The organism is Halosimplex halophilum, from assembly GCF_004698125.1.
In the GTDB taxonomy this organism is placed as follows: Archaea; Halobacteriota; Halobacteria; order Halobacteriales; family Haloarculaceae; genus Halosimplex; species Halosimplex halophilum.
In genome coordinates this window covers 143,406-164,003 of the sequence record NZ_SRHV01000006.1, presented here as the reverse complement: position 1 = coordinate 164,003, position 20,598 = coordinate 143,406, and the positions used below count along the sequence as shown (strand labels likewise).

The window sequence follows — 20,598 nt, the reverse complement described above, 5'->3', positions numbered from 1 at the left end:
ATCATGGACGAGAGCGAGGACGAGGACGGCGACGGGCACCTCTATCCCGAGGGGTGGACCGAGCGGCTGTTCCGGGACCACGAGCGCCGCCACGCGTACGACGGCGAGACCGGCGACGCGTTCCGGGCCTGGCAGTCCGAGTTCCGGGCGGACCTGCGGTCGGTCCTCGGGCTTCCGACGATCGAGGCGGCCGGCGTCCCGCCGCTCTCGCCGGAACGCGTCGAGCGGGTGGACGGTGAGTCGCACGCGGACGGCGGGACACACCGGCGCGAGGAGTGGCGGCTGCGGACCGAGTCGAACTTCCGACTCCCCGTCTCGGTGCTCCTCCCCCACGACAGCGACCCCCCGTATCCCGTGGCGATCACTCTTCATGGACACGGCGAGGGCGGCCGCGCCGTCGCCACCGGCCGGCCGGGGACGGCCGAACAGCGCCGACAGGTCCGCGAGGAGGAGCGCGACATGGCCGTCCAAGCCGTCGAACGGGGGTACGCCGCGATCGCGCCGACGACCCGCGGACTCGGCGACCTCGCCAACCGCGAGGACGAGGAACTGGGGTATCGCACCTGTCACACCCTGCAACTGCACGCGCAGCTGTTCGGGCGGTCGCTGGCCGGCGACCGCGTCTGGGACGTGACCCGCCTCCTCGACTTCGTGGAGTCCCGGGACCGCTTCGACGAGGACCGCGTCGTGCTGACGGGCCACTCCGGCGGCGGCGCGACCGCGCTGTTCGCGGCGGCCGTCGACGAGCGCGTCGACGCGGCGGCGGTGTCGTCGTACTTCTGTTCGTTCGAGGCGTCCATCGCCTCGATCGACCACTGCGAGTGCAACTACGTCCCCGGCCTCGTCGGCCTCGGCGAACAGTGGGATATCGCCGGCCTCGTCGCGCCTCGCCCGTTCGTCGCGGTCAACGGCGTCGACGACCACATCTTTCCGATCGAGGGCGCCCGCCGGGCGTTCGATCGGCTGGAATCGATCTACGGGGCGGCCGACGCGTCGGACCGCTGTGCCCTCTACGAGGGTCAGGGAGGCCATCGCTACTACGTCGAGGGGGTCTGGCCGTTCGTCGAGGGCGTCGGTCGAGACGCGGGGTGAGCATCGGAGCCGCGGAACCGTGACATAGATTCATGGGTCTGTGCCGTGGAGAGGGGGACGATGCGGATCACCGACTACCAACTCTACGAGGTGCCGCCGCGCTGGCAACTGTTGAAACTGGAGACGAGGGACGGGCGCGTCGGCTGGGGCGAACCGTACACCAAGTGGCACTACGAGGGGACGGCGCCCTCCGCGACGCCGGCCGCGGTCGACCAGATGATGGAGAAGTACGTCCTCGGGGCGGACCCGGCCCCCATCGAGGACCGCTGGCAGGCGATGTACCGGAGCAGCTTCTACCGCGGCGGGCCGATCCACATGAGCGCCATCGCCGGTATCGACCAGGCGCTGTGGGACCTCAAGGGCAAGGAGTTCGGCGCGCCGGTGTACGAACTCCTCGGCGGCCCGGCCCGGGAGCGCGTCCGCGCCTATCAGCACGTTCGGGCCCACCGCGACGACGTCGAGGACCCCGCGGCGGCCGCCGCTCGGGCGGCCGAACGGGAGGTCGCCGCCGGGTTCCGGGCGCTGAAGCTCGTCCCCACGGGCGGGCTCGAACCCATCGACACGCCGGCCAGCGTCGAGGCCGCCGCCGACATCGTGGGCGCCGTGCGCGAGGCCGTGGGCCCCGACGTGGATGTCGCCGTGGACTTCCACGGCCGCGCGTCGAAGGCGATGGCGCGCCAGCTCGCCGCGGCGCTGGAGCCCCACGACCCGATGTTCGTCGAGGAGCCCGTCACGCCCGACCACGACCACGCCCTGCCCCGGATCGCCGAGTCGACGCGGCTGCCCATCGCGACCGGCGAGCGCCTCTACACCCGCTCGGACTTCCGGCCGCTGCTGGAGGCCGACGCCGTCGACGTTGTCCAGCCCGACGTGTCCAACGCCGGCGGCATCACCGAGACGAAGAAGATCGCCGACATGGCCGAGACCTACGACGTGTCCGTCGCGCCCCACTGCCCGATGGGGCCGGTCTGTACGGCCGCCTCGCTCCAGGTCGACGCCGCCGTCCCCAACGCCCTGGTCCAGGAGCAGATCCTCCACTCGACCGACGGCGCCTTCCGCTACGTCGACAACCCCGGGATCTTCGACGTACGGGAGGGGTTCATCGACGTGCCGGAGGGTCCGGGCCTGGGCGTCGAGATCGACGAGGCGACCGTGGCCGAGTTCGACGGCCGGGACCTGTCCTTTTCCCGCCCGCTCGGCCGCCGCGCCGACGGGAGCGTCGGCGAGCGCTGACCTGCGCAACTACTTTGGCGTGGCGACCGTCTGAGCGGGTACGTCATGCCCGACCACGACTACGACTTCGTCGTCGCCAGCGACGGGAACGGGACGTTCGAGACGGTACAGGCCGCGGTCGACGCCGTCCCGGACTTCCGGGACGCCGAGACGCGGATACTCGTCCGGGCGGGGCGCTACGAGGAGAAACTCGTCGTCCCGACCTCGAAGACGAACGTGACGCTCGTCGGCGAGGGCCCCGAGGAGACGGTCCTCACGCACGACGACTACAACGGCAAGGAGAACCGGTTCGGCGAGCCGATGGGGACGACCGAGTCGTCGAGCTGTTTCCTGTTCGGCGACGACTTCACCGCCCGCGACCTCGCGTTCGAGAACAGCGCGGGACGGGTCGGGCAGGCGGTCGCGACCCGCGTCGACGGCGACCGCGCCGTCTTCGAGAACTGTCGGTTCCTCGGCAATCAGGACACGCTCTACGTCCACGGCGAAGACAGCCGGCAGTACTACCGCGACTGCTACGTCGAGGGGACGGTCGACTTCGTCTTCGGCTGGGCGACGGCCGTCTTCGACGGCTGCGAGGTCGTCTGCAAGGGCGAGAGCGGCTACGTCACCGCCGCCTCGACGCCCGCCGCCGACGACTTCGGCCTCGTCTTCCGCGACTGCGACGTGTGCGGCGACGACGACGCCGAGTCGTTCTACCTCGGCCGCCCGTGGCGCCCTCACGCCCGGACGGTCTTCCTGCACTCGTATCTCGGCCCCCACGTCGAACCCGCCGGCTGGCACAACTGGGACGACCCCGACAAGGAGGAGACGGCGTTCTACGCCGAGTACGGCAACGACGGGCCGGGGTACCGGCCGGACGACCGGGTCGCGTGGTCCCACCAGCTGTCCGGGAGCGAAGCCGACGAGTACACGCTCGCGACCGTCTTCGGCGACTGGGACCCCGGGGAGCGGCTCGCGTCCGCCGGAGAGTGAGGGAAGATTTATAGCTGGCCTCGGTGATCGTGAGAGTATGACAGACAGCGACGGGACACGCGACGTGAGAGACTTCGGTGCGTCCGGCACCGGCGACGAGCGGGACACGGCCGCCCTGCAGTCCGCGCTCGACGACTGCGCCGACGCGGGCGGGACCGTCGTCGTCCCGCCCGGCGAGTACCTGACCGGACCGCTGACCGTCGGGGGCGACACGACCCTCGAACTGCAGGCGGGCGCGACGCTGCGGTTCGTCCGCGACCACGAGGCGTTCCCCGCCCGGGAGGGCCGCTGGGAGGGGTGGGAACAGACCGGCTTTCACCCCTGTCTGCTCGTCGAGGCGGCCGAGAACGTCGAGATCACCGGCCGCGGCACCGTCGACGGCCAGGGCGACTACTGGTGGCAGTTCTACGGCGTCGACGACGACGAGCTGCCGGAGTCGCTCGCGGCCCGTCTCGACGAGTTCCACGCGGCCAACGACAAGGCCGACGACGTGAGCAGCTTCACGCTCCGGCCGCCCCTGTTCCAGATCGACCGCTCGAAGAACGTCTCCGTCTCGGGGGTCACGCTCCGGAACTCGCCGTTCTGGAACACCCACGTCGTCTACTCGGACAACGTCACGTTCCACGACGTGAACATCGAGAATCCCCACGATGCCCCGAACGGCGACGGGATGGACATCGACTCCTCGCGGTACGTCCGGGTCAGCGACTGCTACCTCAACGCCGGCGACGACGCCATCTGCATCAAGTCAGGCAAGGACGAGGAGGGCCGAGAAGTGGGTCGGCCCGCCTCACAGATCACCGTGACGAACTGCACGGTCGAGGCGGGCCACGGCGGCGTCGTCATCGGCTCGGAGATGTCCGGCGACGTGCGCGACGTGACCGTCAGCAACTGCACGTTCACCGACACCGACCGCGGCATCCGCATCAAGACCCAGCGCGGCCGGGGCGGCGTCGTCGAGGACCTGCGCTTCGACACCATCGTCATGCGGCGGGTCGCCTGCCCCTTTACCATCAACGGCTACTACTTCATGGACATCGACAGCGACCCGATCCCCGTCGACGAGTCGACGCCGATGGTCCGCAACGTCGCCTACTCGAACATCACCGCCCGGAACGTCGAGACGGCGGGCTTCTTCGCCGGCCTCCCCGAGCAGCGCTTCGAGAACGTCTCCTTCTCGAACGTCGAGATCGACGCGACTCGCCCGCTGGACTCGACGGACCTCTCGCCGGCGATGGCCGACGGCTTCGACCAGCGCCACGGCCTGTTCTGCAAGTCCATCGAGGACATCTCCTTCTCGAACGTCCGGATCCGGACGGCCGAGGCGCCGGCGCTCGCCTTCGAGGAGACCGGGCGCGTCTCCATCGACGGCCTCCACGTCGACCCCGACCAGGAGACGCCCGTCGTCGAACTCCGCGACGTGGACGAGACGCTCGTGAGCGGCTGCGAGTGGGCCGGCGAGGGACCGTTCCTGCGAGTCCGCGGCGACGACGCCGGCCGACTCTCCCTCGCGGGCAACCACGGCGACCTGGCCGAGGGCGTCGAACGGCCCGACGGCGACTGGGTCTGAACTGTCGCCCTTTTTCGGCCCGCTCCACGGTGAGCGGTGGCTATGGCGCTGATACGGGGGAGAAAGGCAGAGGAACCGGGCGGAGAGAGACGGACGGAGCGTTAGGGCTCGACGGCGACGGCCTGCTCGCGCAGCCAGGCCTTCAGGCCGGTCGTCGGGGCGTCGAGCGAGCGGGTGTTCTCCTCGAGCTCGGGGTAGCCGCCCACGTCGTCCTGGTGGTCGATGACGCCGCCCTCGCCGTTGCGGACGGCCTCGACGATCCGCTGGTCGGTCTCGGTGCGGTCGGCCGGCCGGGCGCCGGCGTTGTCGAGGTTGTGCGAGCGCACCTCCGAGGAGGAGACGGCTTCGAGCGCCTCCGGCCACAGCGGTTCGGAGTCCAGCTGCGAGATGCCCTCGCCGATCATCGGCACGTCGGCGTCGTCGCGCTGGACGTTGTCCTCGGCGTAGACGCTGCCCTCGCCGAAGACGTTGGGCTGCTCGGTCTGGGGGTCCTCGAAGACGTTGCCGACGATGCTGTGGTTCGTCTCGGGGTCGGCCCACATGCCGTCGCTGTAGTGGTGGACGAAGTTGTTGACGACGACCGTCTCGGTGCCCTGCTTGAGGCGGGGGTTGCGGTCGGTGCCGAGCGCGTAGACGTTGCCCGCGAGGGTCACGTTCTTCGCGCGGTCGCCGATGATGGAGTTGTAGCCGTGCTCGCCCTTGACGTGGGTGGCGTCGTTGAGCGGCTCGGCGATCAGGCAGTTGGTCATCGTCGAGTCGCTCGTGTCGTAGCCGACGTTGATGTTCTCGTCGACGCCCCAGGTGCCCGTACAGTGGTCGACGACGTTGCCGCTCGTGTCGTCGGCCACCTCGATGGCGTCGGGCTGCCAGCCCTCGTCCTGGCCGGCGGTGCCGGGCCGGACCCGGAGGTGCTGGACGACGCAGTCGTCCCCGTAGACCCAGAGCCCGCCGCGGATCAGGGTGACGCCCGGCGAGGGCGCGGTCTGGCCGGCGATCCAGCACTTGTCGTTGCGGACGTTGAGGTTCTCCGCGCCGAGGTCGATCGTGCCGCTGGTCTCGAAGACGACGACGCGCGGCCCGGGGACGCTCGTCGCGGCGGCCAGCGACTCGCGGGTGGGTTCGTCGACGACCACGAGCGGGGTGTCGTCGTCGACCCAGTCGGCCAGGTCGGCGAAGCCGTCCGACGGGTCGAAGTTCGAACTGCTGGCCGGCCCCTCCTCGGAGCTGCCGTCGGAGCCGCTGGGCGTCGAGAACAGCTGACTGACGGTGCCGAACTCGTTGTCGCCGGTCGCGGCTATCGCGCGGAACCGGTAGTACCGCCGCGGCGTGAGCTCCGACACCCCGATCTCGAACTCGCCGGTCCCGGACAGCGAGGTGGACCCGGTCTCGGACCACTCCTCGGCGGTCGCCTCGCGGTACTCGAAGCGCACGTCGACGCTGTCGGCGCCGCCCATGCTCTCCAGGGTCCCCCGAAGCGTCGCTTCCGTCGGCGCGGTGTCGGCGCCGAGGTCGGAGACGACGGCGGCCTGGGCCACGGAGACGCTACCCGAGACGATGGGGGCGCCCAGGTCCTGGTTGTCCGTCGGTTCGACGCCCGAGAGGTTACGGAACTTCGCGGTCGTCGCGTTGGCGTTGTCGTGGCTCGTCGCCGCGAGCCCGAGGACGACCGTGTCGGGCAGCTCGATCTGGTCGGCGGTGAGTTCGACCATCAGCGTCCACTCCTCGCCGTCCTCGGAGCCGAACGCGCGGAGCGTGTCGCCGACGCGCTGGAGCCGCTGCCAGTTGGCGTTCTCCATGATGCCCCCCTCGATGCGGCTGAGCGGCGCGCCCTGTTCGGAGGTCGTGCTCGTCGTCGAGGCGCCGTCCTCCGGGCGCCACTGCGGCGAGATCCCGAACCCGGGGCGCTTGCGGACCATCACGTTCCGCGACGTGGGATCGAGCGACGCCCGGGCCATCAGCCCGGCCTTCGCGTGGGGGTTGGTGTTCTCCAGCGAGCTCACCTGCACTCGCGCGTCGAAGTCGCCGCTGACCTCGGCGTAGTAGATGTGCCCCAGGTCCGTCGTGTTCCAGATGTCCGCCCCGCCGGCCTCCATCGTGATGATCGTCGGTCCCTCGCCCCCACCACCGCCGCCCGTGTCGGTCGCGGTGTCTGTCTCCGTCGGTTCCGCCGTCGGCGTCGGCGTCCCGTCCTCGTCCGGTGTCGGCTCCGCGTCGTCGCCGGGCGTCGCCGTCTCGTCCCCGCCGGACAGCGCGGAACAGCCCGCGAGCCCGGCGATCGAGCCGGCCCCCAGCGTACGGATAAAGGTTCGTCTATCAGGGTTCATGGCGTCTGTCCTAACCCGTTCGAATCCACATGCTTAATATTTTTGGACCGTTGCCCCCGGTCTCGTGCCGGATCCGCCCCGCCTGTCGCCCGCGTCGTCGCCAGCCGCGACCGATCGATGATCGCGGAAACCTCCGGTATCCCCGCATCTACGTGGCTGTCGGGCGACTTCCGGGACACGTTCCCGCCTGGAGAACGGCTTCCGGCGCCATCGGCAGGGTCGTTCGTCCCTCGCGATCCGCCGAGCGGGGAATACGGGTGTGTCCGGGCTATTTCGCGACGTTTCGTCAGAGCTCGTCCGATCTCGGCCCGTTCCCGGTGTGAGAACGAGTCTCGGACTGCCGGAGTCGATCCCGCGGTCGTCGAGGGGTGTTCCCGCCGGGCTCCGTCGGCGATCGCCGACCGGACGACAGGTACGACCGGGGCGAAAATGCTCGATCCACTGGACTGATTACAACCATAATACTGTAATCCAAACCACGGCGCGGCGGCGGCCCCCTTCCAGTAATAACTCTGTAATCTCAGCTGTCTCCCGGGAGCGCAACCAGGCGGGCCTCACGGCGAGCGAGACTGCGTTCGGGAGGGGAGAATCCAGACACATATCGCTGGAGAACGGTCGTATGGCTGGATATCGGTGTTCGAACTCGGCGATCTACGTCTCTGTCCGTTCGCCCCTGGGGGATGGTGAACCGGGCGAGGGCCGGCCACGGACCGGGTTCCCGGTACTCCGCGTCGGCGAGGGGAAACAGTTAATGGCGGATCCGGTCAACTGCGACCCGTTATGGACGACCGATCGGAGACGCTATCCGTGGGACTCGCGGGCGTCGGGAGTCTCGGCATCAGGCTCGGGCGGCAGTTCGAGGAACTGGACGGGAGCGAACTGGTCGCGCTCGCGGACGTGGACGAGGACAGCCTGGCGGAGGCCGGCGCGGAGCTGTCCGTCCCGGCCTCGTCGCAGTACCTCGACTACGGGGCGATGCTCGACGAGGAACCGCTCGACGCGGTCGGGATCGCCACGCCGAACGGCCTGCACTATCGCCAGGCCACCGCGGCGCTCGACCGCGACCTGCACGTGCTCTGCGAGAAGCCGCTGGCCACGAGCGTCGAGGACGCCTACGACCTCTGGTCGCGGGCGGAAGCGAGCGACCGCACGTTCATGGTCGGCTACCAGCGGCACTTCAACCCGGCCTACGACCTCGCGCGCGAGCGGTGGGCGCTGGGCGACCGCGAACCCCGGTTCATCACCGGCGAGATCACCCACGACTGGCAGTCCTACTACGAGACCATGGAGGACTGGCGGATGGACCCCGAGCTTTCCGGCGGCGGTCACCTCCTCAACGTCGGCACGCACGTCGTCGACGCCATCCTCTGGACGACGGGCCTGACGCCCACGCACGTCAACGCCTACGTCGACTTCCATGACGACGACCAGATATTCGACAAACAGTCCTCGACGATCATCGAGTTCGAAGAGGGCGCGATGGCGAACGTCTCGGACACGGGCGTCGTCGCCCGGACGCGCGAGCACGTCCACATCTGGGACGAGGAGGGCGCCGTCTACCTCGAAGGCCGGGAGTGGGACGACCGGACGGGCACGACCATCGACGCCGACGGCACGGAACACGACCCCTACTCAGGCTACGACCGCCGGCTGAGCAAGGGCCGGGCGTTCCTCGACGCCGTCGAGACCGGCGAGGCGCCGCCCGCGACGGCGCTCGACGGGCTGAAGGCCGTCGTCGTCACGATGGCCGCCTACGAGTCCGGCCGCCGGAACGAGCGGCTCGCCATCGGCGAGGAGTTCCCCTTCCTCGACGGCGTCTTCGAGTGACTGGCCAGTAGTCGTCGACTCGCCTCGCGGTCGTCGACCCGGCCGGATTCCTGCCAGCGACCGGCCATGACCCGGCCGAAAGATCACGAAGATATTTATGGTGGTGCGTCAACGATGCGCACGTAGATCCACAGTGGTTCAGACATGACAGCACGACATACGACGTTCACAGCCGTCTTTCTCGCGACCGTGATGGTCCTGTCGGTGATCGCAGGGACCGCAGCCGTCGCGGGCGCACAGGGTACAGCCGACGCGTCGGGGGCCGTGGACTCGGAGGTCCGCGCGGCCGCGACGCTGGACAACGGGAGCGCGAAGGCGCTGACGATCTCGTGGTTCCGGGACCCGGGTGAGGCCAACGGGCCGTACCCGGTCCCGCCGAACGAGTACGACGGCAACGAGTCGGAGGGCATCGAGATGTTCACCAACGCCGAGGGCGACCGCGAGCTCATCGTCGACAACTCGACCGTGCGCAACCCCAACGGCAAGTGGGACATGCTCGCGCTCCACGTCGAGACAGACGGGCTCGAAGCCCTGGACCCGCCCGCCTCGGGCGGCGACAAGGGGCTGGTCACCGAGGCGTTCGTCAACAACGACAGCTGGGACCTGACCGTCGAGCAGGTCGGCGGCGAGAAGTCCCTCGACATCGCGGCGAACCAGAAGGACTACGCCGAGCCGGAGCTCAGCCAGCCGACCGAGGCCGACATCCCGCCGGTGATGGTCTTCGCCGACACCGAGGAGGTCGAGGGTGACATCACCCGGGGCGACGAGCCCGACACCGGCCTCTACGTCTGGGTCGACCCCAACCGCGCGAAACTCGACGCCGGCGGCGAGAACGCCAGCTTCGAGCCCGGCGAGGAGTACGAGGCCACCTTCGAGATCGAGGGCCAGACCGAGACGGTCTCCTTCGAGATGGTCCAGGGCGGCGCGACGATGAACGACAGCTACGCCCCGGCCAACTCCTTCAACCAGGGCGTCACCGCGAACACGACGCTGATGACGGGGTCGAGCGCCGAGATGGTCATGGTCCCCGACAACGAGACGCGGGACAACCAGACCGCGTCGATCGAGACCGAGGGCAACATCAACCTCCAGGAGGACGACAGGGGGACGATCCCCTACGGGTTCCTGACCGGGCAGTTCGACTTCAGCGGGATGGCCGGCGAGTCGTTCGACGTGCACCTCTACGCGCCGGGGTACACCAACGAGACGATGACGAGCGACTTCCGCGACCAGGCCGTCCTGCTGGAGGACGAGTACCGCATCGAGATGGCGAGCGGGTCGGGGACGGTCCGCGACGTGCTCCAGCCCGACTACACGATCGAGAACGCGACCATCCGGGACTCGAAGACGATGACGATCGCGTACACGAACCCGGACCACGACACGCCGGAGGGGATCGGCACCCAGATCGGCGACGGCCACGCCTCCGGCGACTCGACGATCGCCTACAACACGAACGTCAACAACTCCTACTACGACGAGATGTGGCTCCACTACGAGACGAGCACGGAGATCTTCGAGGCCATCGACCTCTCGCCGGGTCGTGACTCCGTCGAGAAGTTCCGGAACTCGCCGCTCTCGCTGAACGTCACCCAGACCAACGCCGAGGACGGCACGCCGCTGCGGCTCGACCTCTCGGAGAACTCCTCGGGGGTCTACGTGGTGCCCGACAACGGCTCCTCGGACCCGCGCATCTACAACTCCAGCGAGGAGACGGGCCTGTTCTTCTCGTTCAAGCTCAACGAGATGGCCTTCTTCGAGGACGGCGAACGGACCCAGCCCGACGTGGGTGACGAGTTCGAGGCGACGCTGACCATCGACACCGAACAGGGCGAGAAGACCGAGACGACGCGGTTCCGCATCGTCGAGGGCGAGGCCGTCGCGGTCACGCCCGGCGACGAGATCCGCCTCCAGCAGTCCGAGGAGGCCGAGGTCCAGTTCAACTCGACGCTGGCCCGCGGCACGGCGATGGGCGTCCGGCTGGTCGCCACCGCGGACAACGGTACCGTCATCATGGACGAGCGCACGGGCGAGCTGGGTCTGAGCGGCCTCGGCCCGCAGATCTGCTGTGACGGGCCCTCGACGGCGCCGTGGGGGACCATCTCCGCGACCTTCGACACGAGCGACCTGCCCGTGGGCACGGAGGTCACCGCCTACGCGTCGGTCGTCGCGGACCTCCCCGACGCCTACGAGACGCCGCTCGTCGTCCGGGAGATCGACGGCGAGATCCGCGGTCAGCCGACCGGCAGCGTCTCGCTGGCCGACCAGTCCGGGTCGGGCGAGACGGTCACCGTCGACAGCGTCGAGCTGAGCGACGGCGGCTTCGTCTCCGTCCACACCGGCAGCCCGCAGGGGCCGACCATCGGCGAGACGGGCTACCTCGACGCCGGCACCCACGAGGGGCTCGACGTCGACCTCTCCGAGCCGGTCGACGAGGACACGACGCTGTACGTCCTCGTCCATCAGGACACCAACTACAACGAGGAGTTCGACTTCCCGGCCGAGGACGGCGCTTACCAGACCGAGGCCGGCGAGCCGGTCTCGGGCAGCCTCGACTACGCGGTCGAGTCGACGGCGACGCCGACCGCGACCCCGTCGCCCACCGCGACCGCGACGGCGACGGCGACGCCGACCGCGACGCCCACCGACGCGCCCGCGGACGGCGGTGACGGCGACGACCCGACGCCGACCGACACCGCGAGCGGCGACGGCCCCGGCTTCGGGCTCGCCGCCGCGCTCGTGGCGCTGCTCGCCGCGGCCCTGCTCGCGCGCCGCCGCGACTGACTCCCGCGACTCGATTTTTTTCGGACGCGCCACCGGCGACCAGTCGAAACGGTCTCCGGTGCGCGCGGTGTTCAGTACCCGTCGACGGGACCTGTCGATCCGCGTTCGGACTGTCGGAACCCCGCTCGCGCTCCGGGTTCGGCGTTTTACAGAATGAAACTACGGCGGTCGGCACGTCCGGCGGCGTCCGGACTCCCGCCGAGGGCGGCGGTCAGACGGACTCGACGGCGACGGTGAACTCGCGGAGCCACTCGCCGAGCCCCTCGTCGGGGACCGAGAGTTCGCGCGTGGTCGCCTCCAGTTCGGGGTAGCCGCCCACGTCGTCCTGGCTGTCGATGGGCGAGCCGGTCCGGTCGCGCACGTCCGCGACGATCCGCCGGTCGTGGTCGGTGCGGTCGGCGGGCCGCGCGCCGACGCCCGCGAGGACGCCCTCGTAGGCCTCGCCCGCCCGACGGGTCGTGATACCGTCCGGCCACACGGGGCGTTCCGAGAGTGACTCGATGGGCGCTCCCTGGTCGACAACGGGCATCGACGGGTCGGTCTCGTTGTAGGCGACGTACGCGCGGACGGGGCCGTCGGCGTCGGTGAACGTCGCGCCGACGACCGGTTCGGACTCGTCGGTGATGGCGCCCGCGCGGTAGTAGTTGCCGACGATGGAGGCGGTCGTCTCGTCGGGCACGCCGCCGCCGAGGTTCGTCCCGCGGTCGAAGTCGTACATCACGTTGTTGACGACCGCGGTGCTCGTCCCGCCTTTCAGCCGCGGGTGGCGGCCGACGTTGTGGGCCCACAGGTTGCCGGCCAGCGTAACGTTGTCGCTGTTGTTCATCACGAGCGAGCCCATGGAGTGGTCGCCCTTCGGGTGGATGGAGTCGACGAGACACTCCGCGACGAGGTTGTTGGTGATCGTCACGTCGGGGGCGTCCGGCGAGTTCGTGGAGAGGCCCTCGTCGGTCCCCCAGCTCGCGGTGCAGTGGTCGATCACCACGTTCGACCCGCCGGCGTTGCCGATGGCGTCGACGGGGCCGGAGAGTTCGTCGCCGGGGCGCGCCCGGAGGTGCTGGAGGATCACGTTGTCCGCCTCGACGTGGAGGCCGCCGCGGACGAGCGTGATCCCGGGGGAGGGCGCGGTCTGTCCGGCGACGAAGGCGTTGGGCCGCGAGACGGTCAGCGACTCCCCCGCCAGGTCGACCACGCCGCCGACCTCGAAGACGACGACCCGCGCGCCCTCGCGGTTCAGCGCCCAGCGCAGCGACCCCTCGCCCGACGCGTCGAGGTTCGTGACCGTCACGACCTCGGGCATCGCGCCCGAGAGCCACGACGCGTCCGCGAAGCCGTCCGTCGGGGCGACGTGCGAACTCGGGGAGCCGTCGAGCACCGACGCGTCGAACCCCGACGGGACCGCCGTCCCCGTCGTCGTCTCGGTCCGCGCCGTCGTCGGCGTCGCGGTCGGTTCGGGCGTCGCCGTCTCGCCGTCCGCGGGCGCGTCGGTGGACGCCGCGGGCCGGTCGGTCGAATCCCCGCCGAGCGCGTTGCAGCCGGCGGCGCCGGCCGCCGCGCCGGCGCCGACGAGCGCGAGGAGTCGACGCCGCGTCACGGGTGTACTGCGGCTCCGATCACTGCTCCTGTCGGTACCGCGCTCCTCGGACATACCCCACTCGATGGGAGCGTACCCGTTAAAGTTGCCGGAGGCGCGCGCGGCCGCCGGGCCCGACTCGAACCGTCCGTTCCGACCCCGCCACCGCCGGTCGGCGGCCCCCCGAACGGATATTTCGGGCCGGGAACACGCGAAATGAACCTTCAAGATAGTTAATTATATATATGGCGATGTGCAAGGTCGGTGCATGCCAGACTTTGACAACTGGCGGGCAGAAGCGAGTACGAGACGCAACTTCCTCCGCGCCGGCGCGGCCGGGAGCGTCCTCATGCTCGCCGGGTGCTCGGGTAACGGCGACAGTACACCGACCTCCGGCGACGGCGGGGACGGTGGCGACGGTGGCGACGGTGGCGACGGCGGGGACGGCGGCGATGGCGGGGACGGCGGCGACGGGATGTCCGGCGTCAACGACGCCCGGTTCCGCCTGTTCGACCACGCCAACACCGCGCCGCCGGAGCGGCACCTGAACCCGTGGAACCCGGCCCAGTCCGGCGCCTGGTGGCCGGGCGCGGCGATCATGGACCGCCCGGCGGCCTACAGCCCGTCGGCCGACGAGATCATCCCCATCATGATCGACGACTGGGAGATGACCGACGACACGACGCTGGAGGCCACCTTCCGCGACGACTACACGTGGCACAACGGCGACCAGTTCGTCGCCCAGGACTACGTGATGGAGCAGCAGATCGAGCTGGAGATCCTCAAGGCCCAGGCCGAGGACGGCGAGAACGCCCACGTCGCGATGGAGAGCATCGAGGCGGTCGACGACCAGCTCGTCCGCGTCAACCTCCACACGCCGTACGCGCCGAAGTTCGCGATGCAGAACACCATCGCGGACTACCACGGCAACCTCGCGCGCGGCGTCTTCACCAAACACGACGACGACCAGTGGAGCGACTGGCACGACCGCCTGCGCAACAGCTCGGGCGACGACAAGACGGCGGTCATCGAGGAGATCACGACGGCGAGCTACCCGGAGATCACGGACTCCGAGCAGGCTATCGGGCACGGCCCCTTCCAGATCGCCGACGTGGGCGACAACATCATCGTCTGCGAGCTCTACGAGGACCACCCCAACGCCGAGAACATCAACTTCCGGGAGTTCGCCATGCGGAACTTCCCGAACACCAACCAGCCGGTCCAGCCGTACGCGAGCAACCAGATCGACGCGACGGCCGGCGGCTTCCCGGTGCAGGACGACCTCAAGGGTCAGCTGCCCGACACGCACTCGCTGTACCGCGAGGCGCGGTCGGCCAACAGCCTGTTCACGTTCAACTGCGGCGCCAACAACGACTACGACACGCCGGTCAACGACCGGAACGTCCGGAAGGCGATCTGCCACGTCTTCAACCGGCAGGGCGTCGACCAGCTGCTCCAGGGCGTCAAGCGCCGCTTCGAGTGGCCGCCCTGCCGCGTCCCGGGCCGCATCCTCGAGATCGGCGACCACGAGGCCACCGAGTGGGTCCAGGACTTCGAGATGTACGGCCAGAACGACACCGAGCGCGCGGCCGAGTACCTCCGGCGCTCGGACTTCGAGCGGGACAGCAACGGTAACTGGTTCACCCCGGACGGCGAGCGCTTCGAGCTGAACTTCCTCAACGCCACCGAGCGCGTCGACTTCCAGGTGCTCCAGCAGAACCTCGAGGAGTTCGGCATCACCGTCTCCCAGGAGTCCGTCGACACGGCGACGTTCGACGAGCGCCGACAGAACGGCGAGTACGAGATGATCCCCGACGGCTCCTCGGCCAACGGCATCACTGCGATGTGGGCGCCGGGCCTGGTCGTCGACTGGCTCTCCAGTCTCGCGCAGTTCTCGATGGAGCAGACCATCCCGATGCCCATCGGCGACCCCGAGGGGTCGTCCGGGACCAAGGACATCAACGTCGCCGACCACATCCAGAGCTGGCAGACCACCGGCGACTCCCAGTACCACAAGGAGCTGATGTGGTGGTGGAACCAGCACGTCCCGGAGCACGAGAACATGTACGAGCCCGACGCGGGCGCGTTCAACACGGCGAACTGGTCGCTCAACGCCGACCCCCAGATCACCGAGGGGATCGACGACGCGCTGTTCATCGCGACGAAGGTCGGCGACGGCATCGAGTACACCGGGAACTGATCCCCGGCCCGCGGCCCCGGTTCACCCACCTTTCCTGTCTGCGCCCTTCCGGCGCGCGTTTCAACTCGGCCCCGCCGAGCGCGCCCACCGCGAGCGAACGCTTATGTGGGCTCGTGTCCAGCCTGGAGGTATGGGACTGCTGCGCTCCGCCGCGAGGGTCATACTCGGTGTCGACATCCTCTTTCTCCTCCTGCTGGCCTTCTCGTTCTACTACCTCGAACCCGGCACGGGACCGTACGTCACCGCACAGCTGACGCTGGTCCCCGTCGTGCTCTCGTTCGTCCTCGCCGCCGTCGTCATCCGGACGGGTTGGGAGCCGTTCTGACCCGCGAGCGGTGACCTGGCGGCGCCGACCGGCGGTGGAGTGTCGGACGAGCCGTCGAGTGGAGGGCCGGGACGAGCCGTCGGATGGCCGTCGTGTTCGACCCGTCGAGACGGGTTCGAGTCGGCCGACGCCGCGTACGCGGAGGGATACATTCAAGAGGTTCGGAATCACTACCGTATGAGTAGTAGGAACATGGTAAACATAGACTGGCGTCTGCGCAGAATCGGGCAGACAGTGTTCACGTCGTGGGCCGTGATCACGCTCTCGTTCGTGATCGTTCGGATGATGCCGGGGAACCCGATGGGGGCGATGATCCAGCAGCTCGAACGCAGGGGACTGGACCCGGCCCGGGCGCGGGAGCTGGTGGAACTCCGGCTGAGCGTCGACCCGACGAAACCGATCCCGGCGGCGTACGTCGAGTACATGATCAACATGGCCCAGGGGAACCTCGGCCAGTCGGTGTACTACCAGGACTCGGTCGTCGACATCATCGCACAGGCGTTGCCCTGGACGCTGTTCGTGCTGAGCTGGGCGACGTTCATCAGCTTCTTCATCGGCATCTCCGTCGGCGCCCTGATGGCGTACTGGGAGGGTGGGAAACTGGACGTGGGGCTGACCTCGTGGGCGATCCTCATGGGGTCGATCCCCTTCTACGTCCTCGCGATCATGTTGCTCATCTTCATGGCCTACCGCTGGGGGTGGTTCCCGACCGGTGGCCGCCGACCGACGGGGCTCGAACCGGGGCTGACCTGGCCGTACATCTCGGGGGTGGTCAGGCACGCGGCGCTGCCGATACTGTCGATGATCGTCGCCTCAGGGATCGCCTCGCTGGGGATGCGTGGCAACGCCATCCGCGTGCTCGGCGAGGACTACCTGCGCGTCGCCCGCCTGCGCGGGCTCTCGGACGTGACCATCTCGACGCAGTACGTCGCCCGCAACGCCATCCTGCCGATGTACACGACGCTGCTGATCAGCATCGGCGAGATGTTCGGCGGGTCGGTCATCCTCGAACAGGTGTTCCAGTACCGGGGGATCGGCTGGTACATGCTGTCGGCGACCTACCAGCGGGACTACCCGCTGATGATGGGCGGGTTCGTCGTCATCACGCTCGCGGTCGTCATCGCCCTGCTGCTGGCCGACCTCACCTACGGCTACCTCGACCCGCGGGCGAAGGGACAGGAAAGTGAGAGCTACTGATACGATGCAGCTACGACAACTACACACCACGGGAGGGACCGACCGATGACCGACGACAACCGCCCGGACCGCACCGACCACGCCGAGGCGCTGGAGTCGATCCCCTCGGGCGACGAGGGGAGCGACGCGCCCGAGCGAACGGCCTCCGGGTCCGCGGCGGGCGCCGCCGGGGACGCGGACGGGACCGTCCGCCCGGACGGCGGGAGCGTCGGCGTCGAATCGCCGTTCGAGGTCGTCTCCTCGGTCGAGGAGACGCGCCTCGACAAGTTACGGAAGTTCTACGACTCGTACATCCGGGCGCCCTTCTTCATCGTCTGGACGGACTGGCGCGCCAGGATCGGCTTCACGATCGTCTTCACGTACCTGCTGATGGGGATCGTCGGCCCGTACGTCATCGAACCGACCGAGGTCGGCGAGGCGGGCGCGCTCGCCAAGCCGTTCGAGAACTGGGACTACCCGCTCGGGACCGACCAGATGGGGCGGGACCTGCTCTCGCAGGTGGTGTTCTCGACGACGGAGATCCTGAAGATGGTCTTCGCGGGCGCGCTGGCGACCGTCGGCGTCGGGACGATGGTCGGCGCTATCGCCGGCTACAAGGGCGGCTGGGTCGACACCGTCCTCTCGTCGATCACGGACATCTTCATCAACCTGCCCGGGTTCCCCACGGTGATGGTGCTCGCGCTGCTGTTGCCGATCGGGAGCAACCCGTACATGGTGGGGCTCCTGCTCTCCATCGCCGCGTGGGGCGGGCTCGCGCGGGCGATCCGGTCGCAGATGCTGACGCTGCGCTCGGAGTCGTTCGTCGAGGCCTCGCGGGCGATGGGCATCCCCTCGCGGGACATCATCTTCAAGGAGATCGTCCCGCACCTGATGCCGTTCGTCGTCATCAACCTGACCAACGCCGCCCGCCGGGTGATCTTCTCGGCCGTCGGGCTGTACTACCTCGGGATCCTCCCGTTCGAGAACCTCAACTGGGGGATCACGCTCAACCAGGCCTACCAGTCGGGCGCCCACTACCGGCCGGGCGCGCTCCACTGGTTCCTGGTGCCGATGATCGCCATCATCGTCTTCTCGATCGGCCTGATCCTCCTCGGGCAGTCGCTGGACCGGGTGTTCAACCCGCGGGTCCGCGCCCGCCACGAGAAGCGCTCCGGCGAGACGGCGGCCGACGGCGAGAGCGACGAGGAACTGACCAGCAAGGTCGGAGGTGTCTGACATGACCGTATCCGAGACCGACTACGAACGGACGGTGGCGCACAGCGACCCGATCCTGCAGATGCGGGATACGACGGTGTCGTTCGACATGGAGCGCGGCGAGTCGCGCGTCCTCGACAGCGTCGACATGGACATCGAGCGCAACGAGGTGCTCGGCGTCGTCGGCGAGTCGGGGTCGGGCAAGTCGATGTTCGCCTCGGCGCTGCTCGACGCCGTCGTCGACCCCGGCCTCCTCCGGGGCGACATCACCTACAACCCCGGCGACGGCGAGTCGCTCGACGTGCTCGAACTGAGCAAGCAGGAACGCAAGGCCTACCGCTGGGAGGAGGTGTCGATGGTGTTCCAGGGCGCGATGTCGTCGTTCAACCCCGTCCGGGACATCGAGACCCACTTCGTCGAGACGCTGGAGGCCCACGACTACGACGTGCCGGAGGGCATGGACCGGGCCCGCCAGCTGCTCTCGGACCTGTATCTCGACCCCGAACGCATCCTGAACTCCTACCCCCACGAGCTGTCGGGCGGGATGAAACAGCGCGCGCTGATCGCGCTGAGCCTGATCCTCGAACCCGAGGTGCTCGTGATGGACGAGCCGACGGCGGCGCTGGACCTGCTCATGCAGCGGTCGATCATCTCGCTGCTGGAGAACCTCAAGGAGCGGTACGACCTCACCATCGTCTTCATCACGCACGACCTGCCGCTGGTGGCCGACATCGCCGACCGCGTCGGCGTGCTCTATGCCTTCGAGTTCGTCGAACTCGGCCCGACCGAGGAGATCCTGGAGGACGCGGCTCACCCCTACACGCGGAAACTCCTGAAGTCGACGCCGAACCTTGAGTCGCCGATCGAGAACATGCGGCCGGTCGAGGGGTCGGCGCCGGATCCGGTAAACGTCCCCGAGGGCTGTTCGTTCCACCCGCGCTGTCCGCTCGCCGACGACCAGTGTATCGAACAGGATCCCGGCCCGTACGACGCCGGCGACGGCCGGTTCGTCCACTGTCACCACTGGGAGCACGCCGCCGAGGAGATCCCGATGGACGAGTTCACCGACCCCGACGCCGGCGCGCCGAGCCGCGCGGCCCGGGAGACGGTCGACCGCGGCGGCGAGGACCCGGTGCTGTCGCTCGACGACGTCGAGGTCCACTTCGACCAGGAGTCGGGCATGCTCGACTTCTTCGACGACGCGCCGCCGGTCAAGGCGGTCGACGGCATCGACCTCGACATCTACGAGAACGACGTGGTCGTGCTGGTCGGCGAGTCCGGCTGCGGGAAGACGACGCTGGGCAAGACCGCCGTCGGCCTCCAGCGGCCGACCGGCGGCAGCGTCGAGTACCGCGGCCACGACATCTGGGACGTGCGCGACGGCGACGGCGACGGGTCGATCGCCTGGAGCGAGATCCGCCGCTCGCTGCAGATCGTCCACCAGGACCCCGGCAGCGCGCTGAACCCCCACCGCCGCAACAACAAGATCCTGGAGGCGCCGCTGAAGCGCTGGCACGACGACCTCGACGGCAACGACCGCCGCCAGCGCGTCCTGAGCATGCTCGAACACGTCGGGATGACGCCGCCCGAGGACTACTACGAGCGCTACCCCCACCAGCTGTCGGGCGGGGAACAGCAGCGCGTCGCGCTCATCCGCGCGATGCTGATGAACCCCGAGGTCATCCTCGCCGACGAGCCCGTCTCGGCGCTCGACGTGAGCCTCCGCGTCGAGATGATGGACCTGCTCATCGAGCTGCAGAACATGTTCGACACGTCGTACCTGTTCATCAGCCACGACCTCTCGAACGCCCGCTACATCGCCGAGCGGACCGGCGGGCGCATCGGCGTGCTCTACCTCGGCGAACTGGTCGAGATCGGGCCGCCCGAGCAGGTCATCAACAACCCCCAGCACCCCTACACGCAGGCGCTGCGCTGGGCGACGCCGGAGCTCGACCCCGAGGAGGAGCGGGCCGAGGAGTCGCCGATCCGCGAGATCGACATCCCGGACCCGACGAACCCGCCCAGCGGCTGCCGCTACCACACCCGCTGCCCGGAGGCCCGCGAGGTCTGCGCCGAGCAGACCCCCGGCTCGTACGCGGCCGAGGACGGGAGCGACCTCCACCGCGGGGCCTGCTTCCGGATGGTCGACGACCACGAGTACTGGTCGAGCGAGTCGATCGTCGACGAGGACGAGACGGGCTTCGACGCCGGCGCCGACGACGCCGCCGGCACCGCCCCCTCGGACGACTGACGACGTTCGTCCCTCCATCGAATGCCGTTTCTACCGCGAGCATCGGCGATCAGCCG

13 protein-coding genes are annotated in these 20,598 nt (G+C 69.1%); 11 read left to right on the top strand and 2 right to left on the bottom strand.

Going from position 1 to position 20,598, the window contains the following annotated elements; translation table 11 throughout:
• Window positions 1-3: 3 nt before the first annotated feature.
• From E3328_RS21015 to E3328_RS21000, 4 genes are read left to right on the top strand one after another with little or no spacing between them, the layout of a single operon-like run.
• On the top strand, window positions 4-1,092 hold the full coding sequence (locus tag E3328_RS21015) for an alpha/beta hydrolase family protein (RefSeq protein ID WP_135366613.1): 1,089 nt from the start codon (window positions 4-6) through the stop codon (window positions 1,090-1,092).
• 60 nt (window positions 1,093-1,152) lie between these two features.
• The gene (gene dgoD / locus E3328_RS21010; RefSeq protein ID WP_135366612.1) at window positions 1,153-2,325 is read left to right on the top strand and encodes a galactonate dehydratase; all 1,173 of its coding nucleotides are present in this window, start codon (window positions 1,153-1,155) and stop codon (window positions 2,323-2,325) included.
• A gap of 45 nt (window positions 2,326-2,370) precedes the next feature.
• Window positions 2,371-3,297, top strand: coding sequence for a pectinesterase family protein (locus E3328_RS21005; protein WP_135366611.1), 927 nt, complete (start codon window positions 2,371-2,373; stop codon window positions 3,295-3,297).
• 37 nt (window positions 3,298-3,334) lie between these two features.
• The gene (locus E3328_RS21000; protein WP_135366610.1) at window positions 3,335-4,867 is read left to right on the top strand and encodes a glycoside hydrolase family 28 protein; all 1,533 of its coding nucleotides are present in this window, start codon (window positions 3,335-3,337) and stop codon (window positions 4,865-4,867) included.
• A 101-nt stretch (window positions 4,868-4,968) separates the two neighbouring features.
• Here the strand turns inward: E3328_RS21000 and E3328_RS20995 are convergent, their stop codons facing one another.
• On the bottom strand, window positions 4,969-7,191 hold the full coding sequence (locus E3328_RS20995; protein WP_135366609.1) for a DUF1349 domain-containing protein: 2,223 nt from the start codon (window positions 7,189-7,191) through the stop codon (window positions 4,969-4,971).
• A gap of 780 nt (window positions 7,192-7,971) precedes the next feature.
• Between E3328_RS20995 and E3328_RS20990 the strand changes: the two genes are divergently transcribed.
• A complete protein-coding gene (locus E3328_RS20990) occupies window positions 7,972-9,018 on the top strand; it encodes a Gfo/Idh/MocA family protein (protein ID WP_135366608.1) in 1,047 nt (348 codons plus the stop codon).
• 144 nt (window positions 9,019-9,162) lie between these two features.
• Entirely contained in the window at window positions 9,163-11,802 is a 2,640-nt protein-coding gene (locus E3328_RS20985) for a DUF7282 domain-containing protein (RefSeq protein ID WP_135366607.1), read from the top strand.
• A 211-nt stretch (window positions 11,803-12,013) separates the two neighbouring features.
• Here the strand turns inward: E3328_RS20985 and E3328_RS20980 are convergent, their stop codons facing one another.
• The gene (locus tag E3328_RS20980; RefSeq protein WP_246023080.1) at window positions 12,014-13,450 is read right to left on the bottom strand and encodes a pectate lyase; all 1,437 of its coding nucleotides are present in this window, start codon (window positions 13,448-13,450) and stop codon (window positions 12,014-12,016) included.
• A 193-nt stretch (window positions 13,451-13,643) separates the two neighbouring features.
• Between E3328_RS20980 and E3328_RS20975 the strand changes: the two genes are divergently transcribed.
• From E3328_RS20975 to E3328_RS20955, 5 genes are all read left to right on the top strand, one after another.
• Window positions 13,644-15,575, top strand: a complete 1,932-nt coding sequence (locus E3328_RS20975) for an ABC transporter substrate-binding protein (RefSeq protein WP_246023079.1) — start codon at window positions 13,644-13,646, stop codon at window positions 15,573-15,575.
• A 130-nt stretch (window positions 15,576-15,705) separates the two neighbouring features.
• A complete protein-coding gene (locus E3328_RS20970; RefSeq protein WP_135366606.1) occupies window positions 15,706-15,900 on the top strand; it encodes a hypothetical protein in 195 nt (64 codons plus the stop codon).
• A gap of 192 nt (window positions 15,901-16,092) precedes the next feature.
• Complete coding sequence (locus E3328_RS20965) at window positions 16,093-17,097, top strand: ABC transporter permease (protein WP_209452256.1); 1,005 nt, start codon at window positions 16,093-16,095, stop codon at window positions 17,095-17,097.
• A gap of 45 nt (window positions 17,098-17,142) precedes the next feature.
• Window positions 17,143-18,312, top strand: a complete 1,170-nt coding sequence (locus E3328_RS20960; protein WP_135366605.1) for an ABC transporter permease — start codon at window positions 17,143-17,145, stop codon at window positions 18,310-18,312.
• Between the two features lies 1 nt (window position 18,313).
• Window positions 18,314-20,542, top strand: a complete 2,229-nt coding sequence (locus E3328_RS20955) for an ABC transporter ATP-binding protein (protein ID WP_135366604.1) — start codon at window positions 18,314-18,316, stop codon at window positions 20,540-20,542.
• Window positions 20,543-20,598 lie beyond the last annotated feature (56 nt).

Excerpts from the sequence above, each read along its gene's own strand:
- E3328_RS21015 (WP_135366613.1), top strand. The coding sequence starts at position 4 with ATGGACGAGAGCGAGGACGAGGACGGCGACGGGCACCTCTATCCCGAG.
- dgoD (WP_135366612.1), top strand. The coding sequence starts at position 1,153 with ATGCGGATCACCGACTACCAACTCTACGAGGTGCCGCCGCGCTGGCAA.
- E3328_RS21005 (WP_135366611.1), top strand. The coding sequence starts at position 2,371 with ATGCCCGACCACGACTACGACTTCGTCGTCGCCAGCGACGGGAACGGG.
- E3328_RS21000 (WP_135366610.1), top strand. The coding sequence starts at position 3,335 with ATGACAGACAGCGACGGGACACGCGACGTGAGAGACTTCGGTGCGTCC.
- E3328_RS20995 (WP_135366609.1), bottom strand. The coding sequence starts at position 7,191 with ATGAACCCTGATAGACGAACCTTTATCCGTACGCTGGGGGCCGGCTCG.
- E3328_RS20990 (WP_135366608.1), top strand. The coding sequence starts at position 7,972 with ATGGACGACCGATCGGAGACGCTATCCGTGGGACTCGCGGGCGTCGGG.
- E3328_RS20985 (WP_135366607.1), top strand. The coding sequence starts at position 9,163 with ATGACAGCACGACATACGACGTTCACAGCCGTCTTTCTCGCGACCGTG.
- E3328_RS20980 (WP_246023080.1), bottom strand. The coding sequence starts at position 13,450 with ATGTCCGAGGAGCGCGGTACCGACAGGAGCAGTGATCGGAGCCGCAGT.
- E3328_RS20975 (WP_246023079.1), top strand. The coding sequence starts at position 13,644 with ATGCCAGACTTTGACAACTGGCGGGCAGAAGCGAGTACGAGACGCAAC.
- E3328_RS20970 (WP_135366606.1), top strand. The coding sequence starts at position 15,706 with ATGGGACTGCTGCGCTCCGCCGCGAGGGTCATACTCGGTGTCGACATC.
- E3328_RS20965 (WP_209452256.1), top strand. The coding sequence starts at position 16,093 with ATGGTAAACATAGACTGGCGTCTGCGCAGAATCGGGCAGACAGTGTTC.
- E3328_RS20960 (WP_135366605.1), top strand. The coding sequence starts at position 17,143 with ATGACCGACGACAACCGCCCGGACCGCACCGACCACGCCGAGGCGCTG.
- E3328_RS20955 (WP_135366604.1), top strand. The coding sequence starts at position 18,314 with ATGACCGTATCCGAGACCGACTACGAACGGACGGTGGCGCACAGCGAC.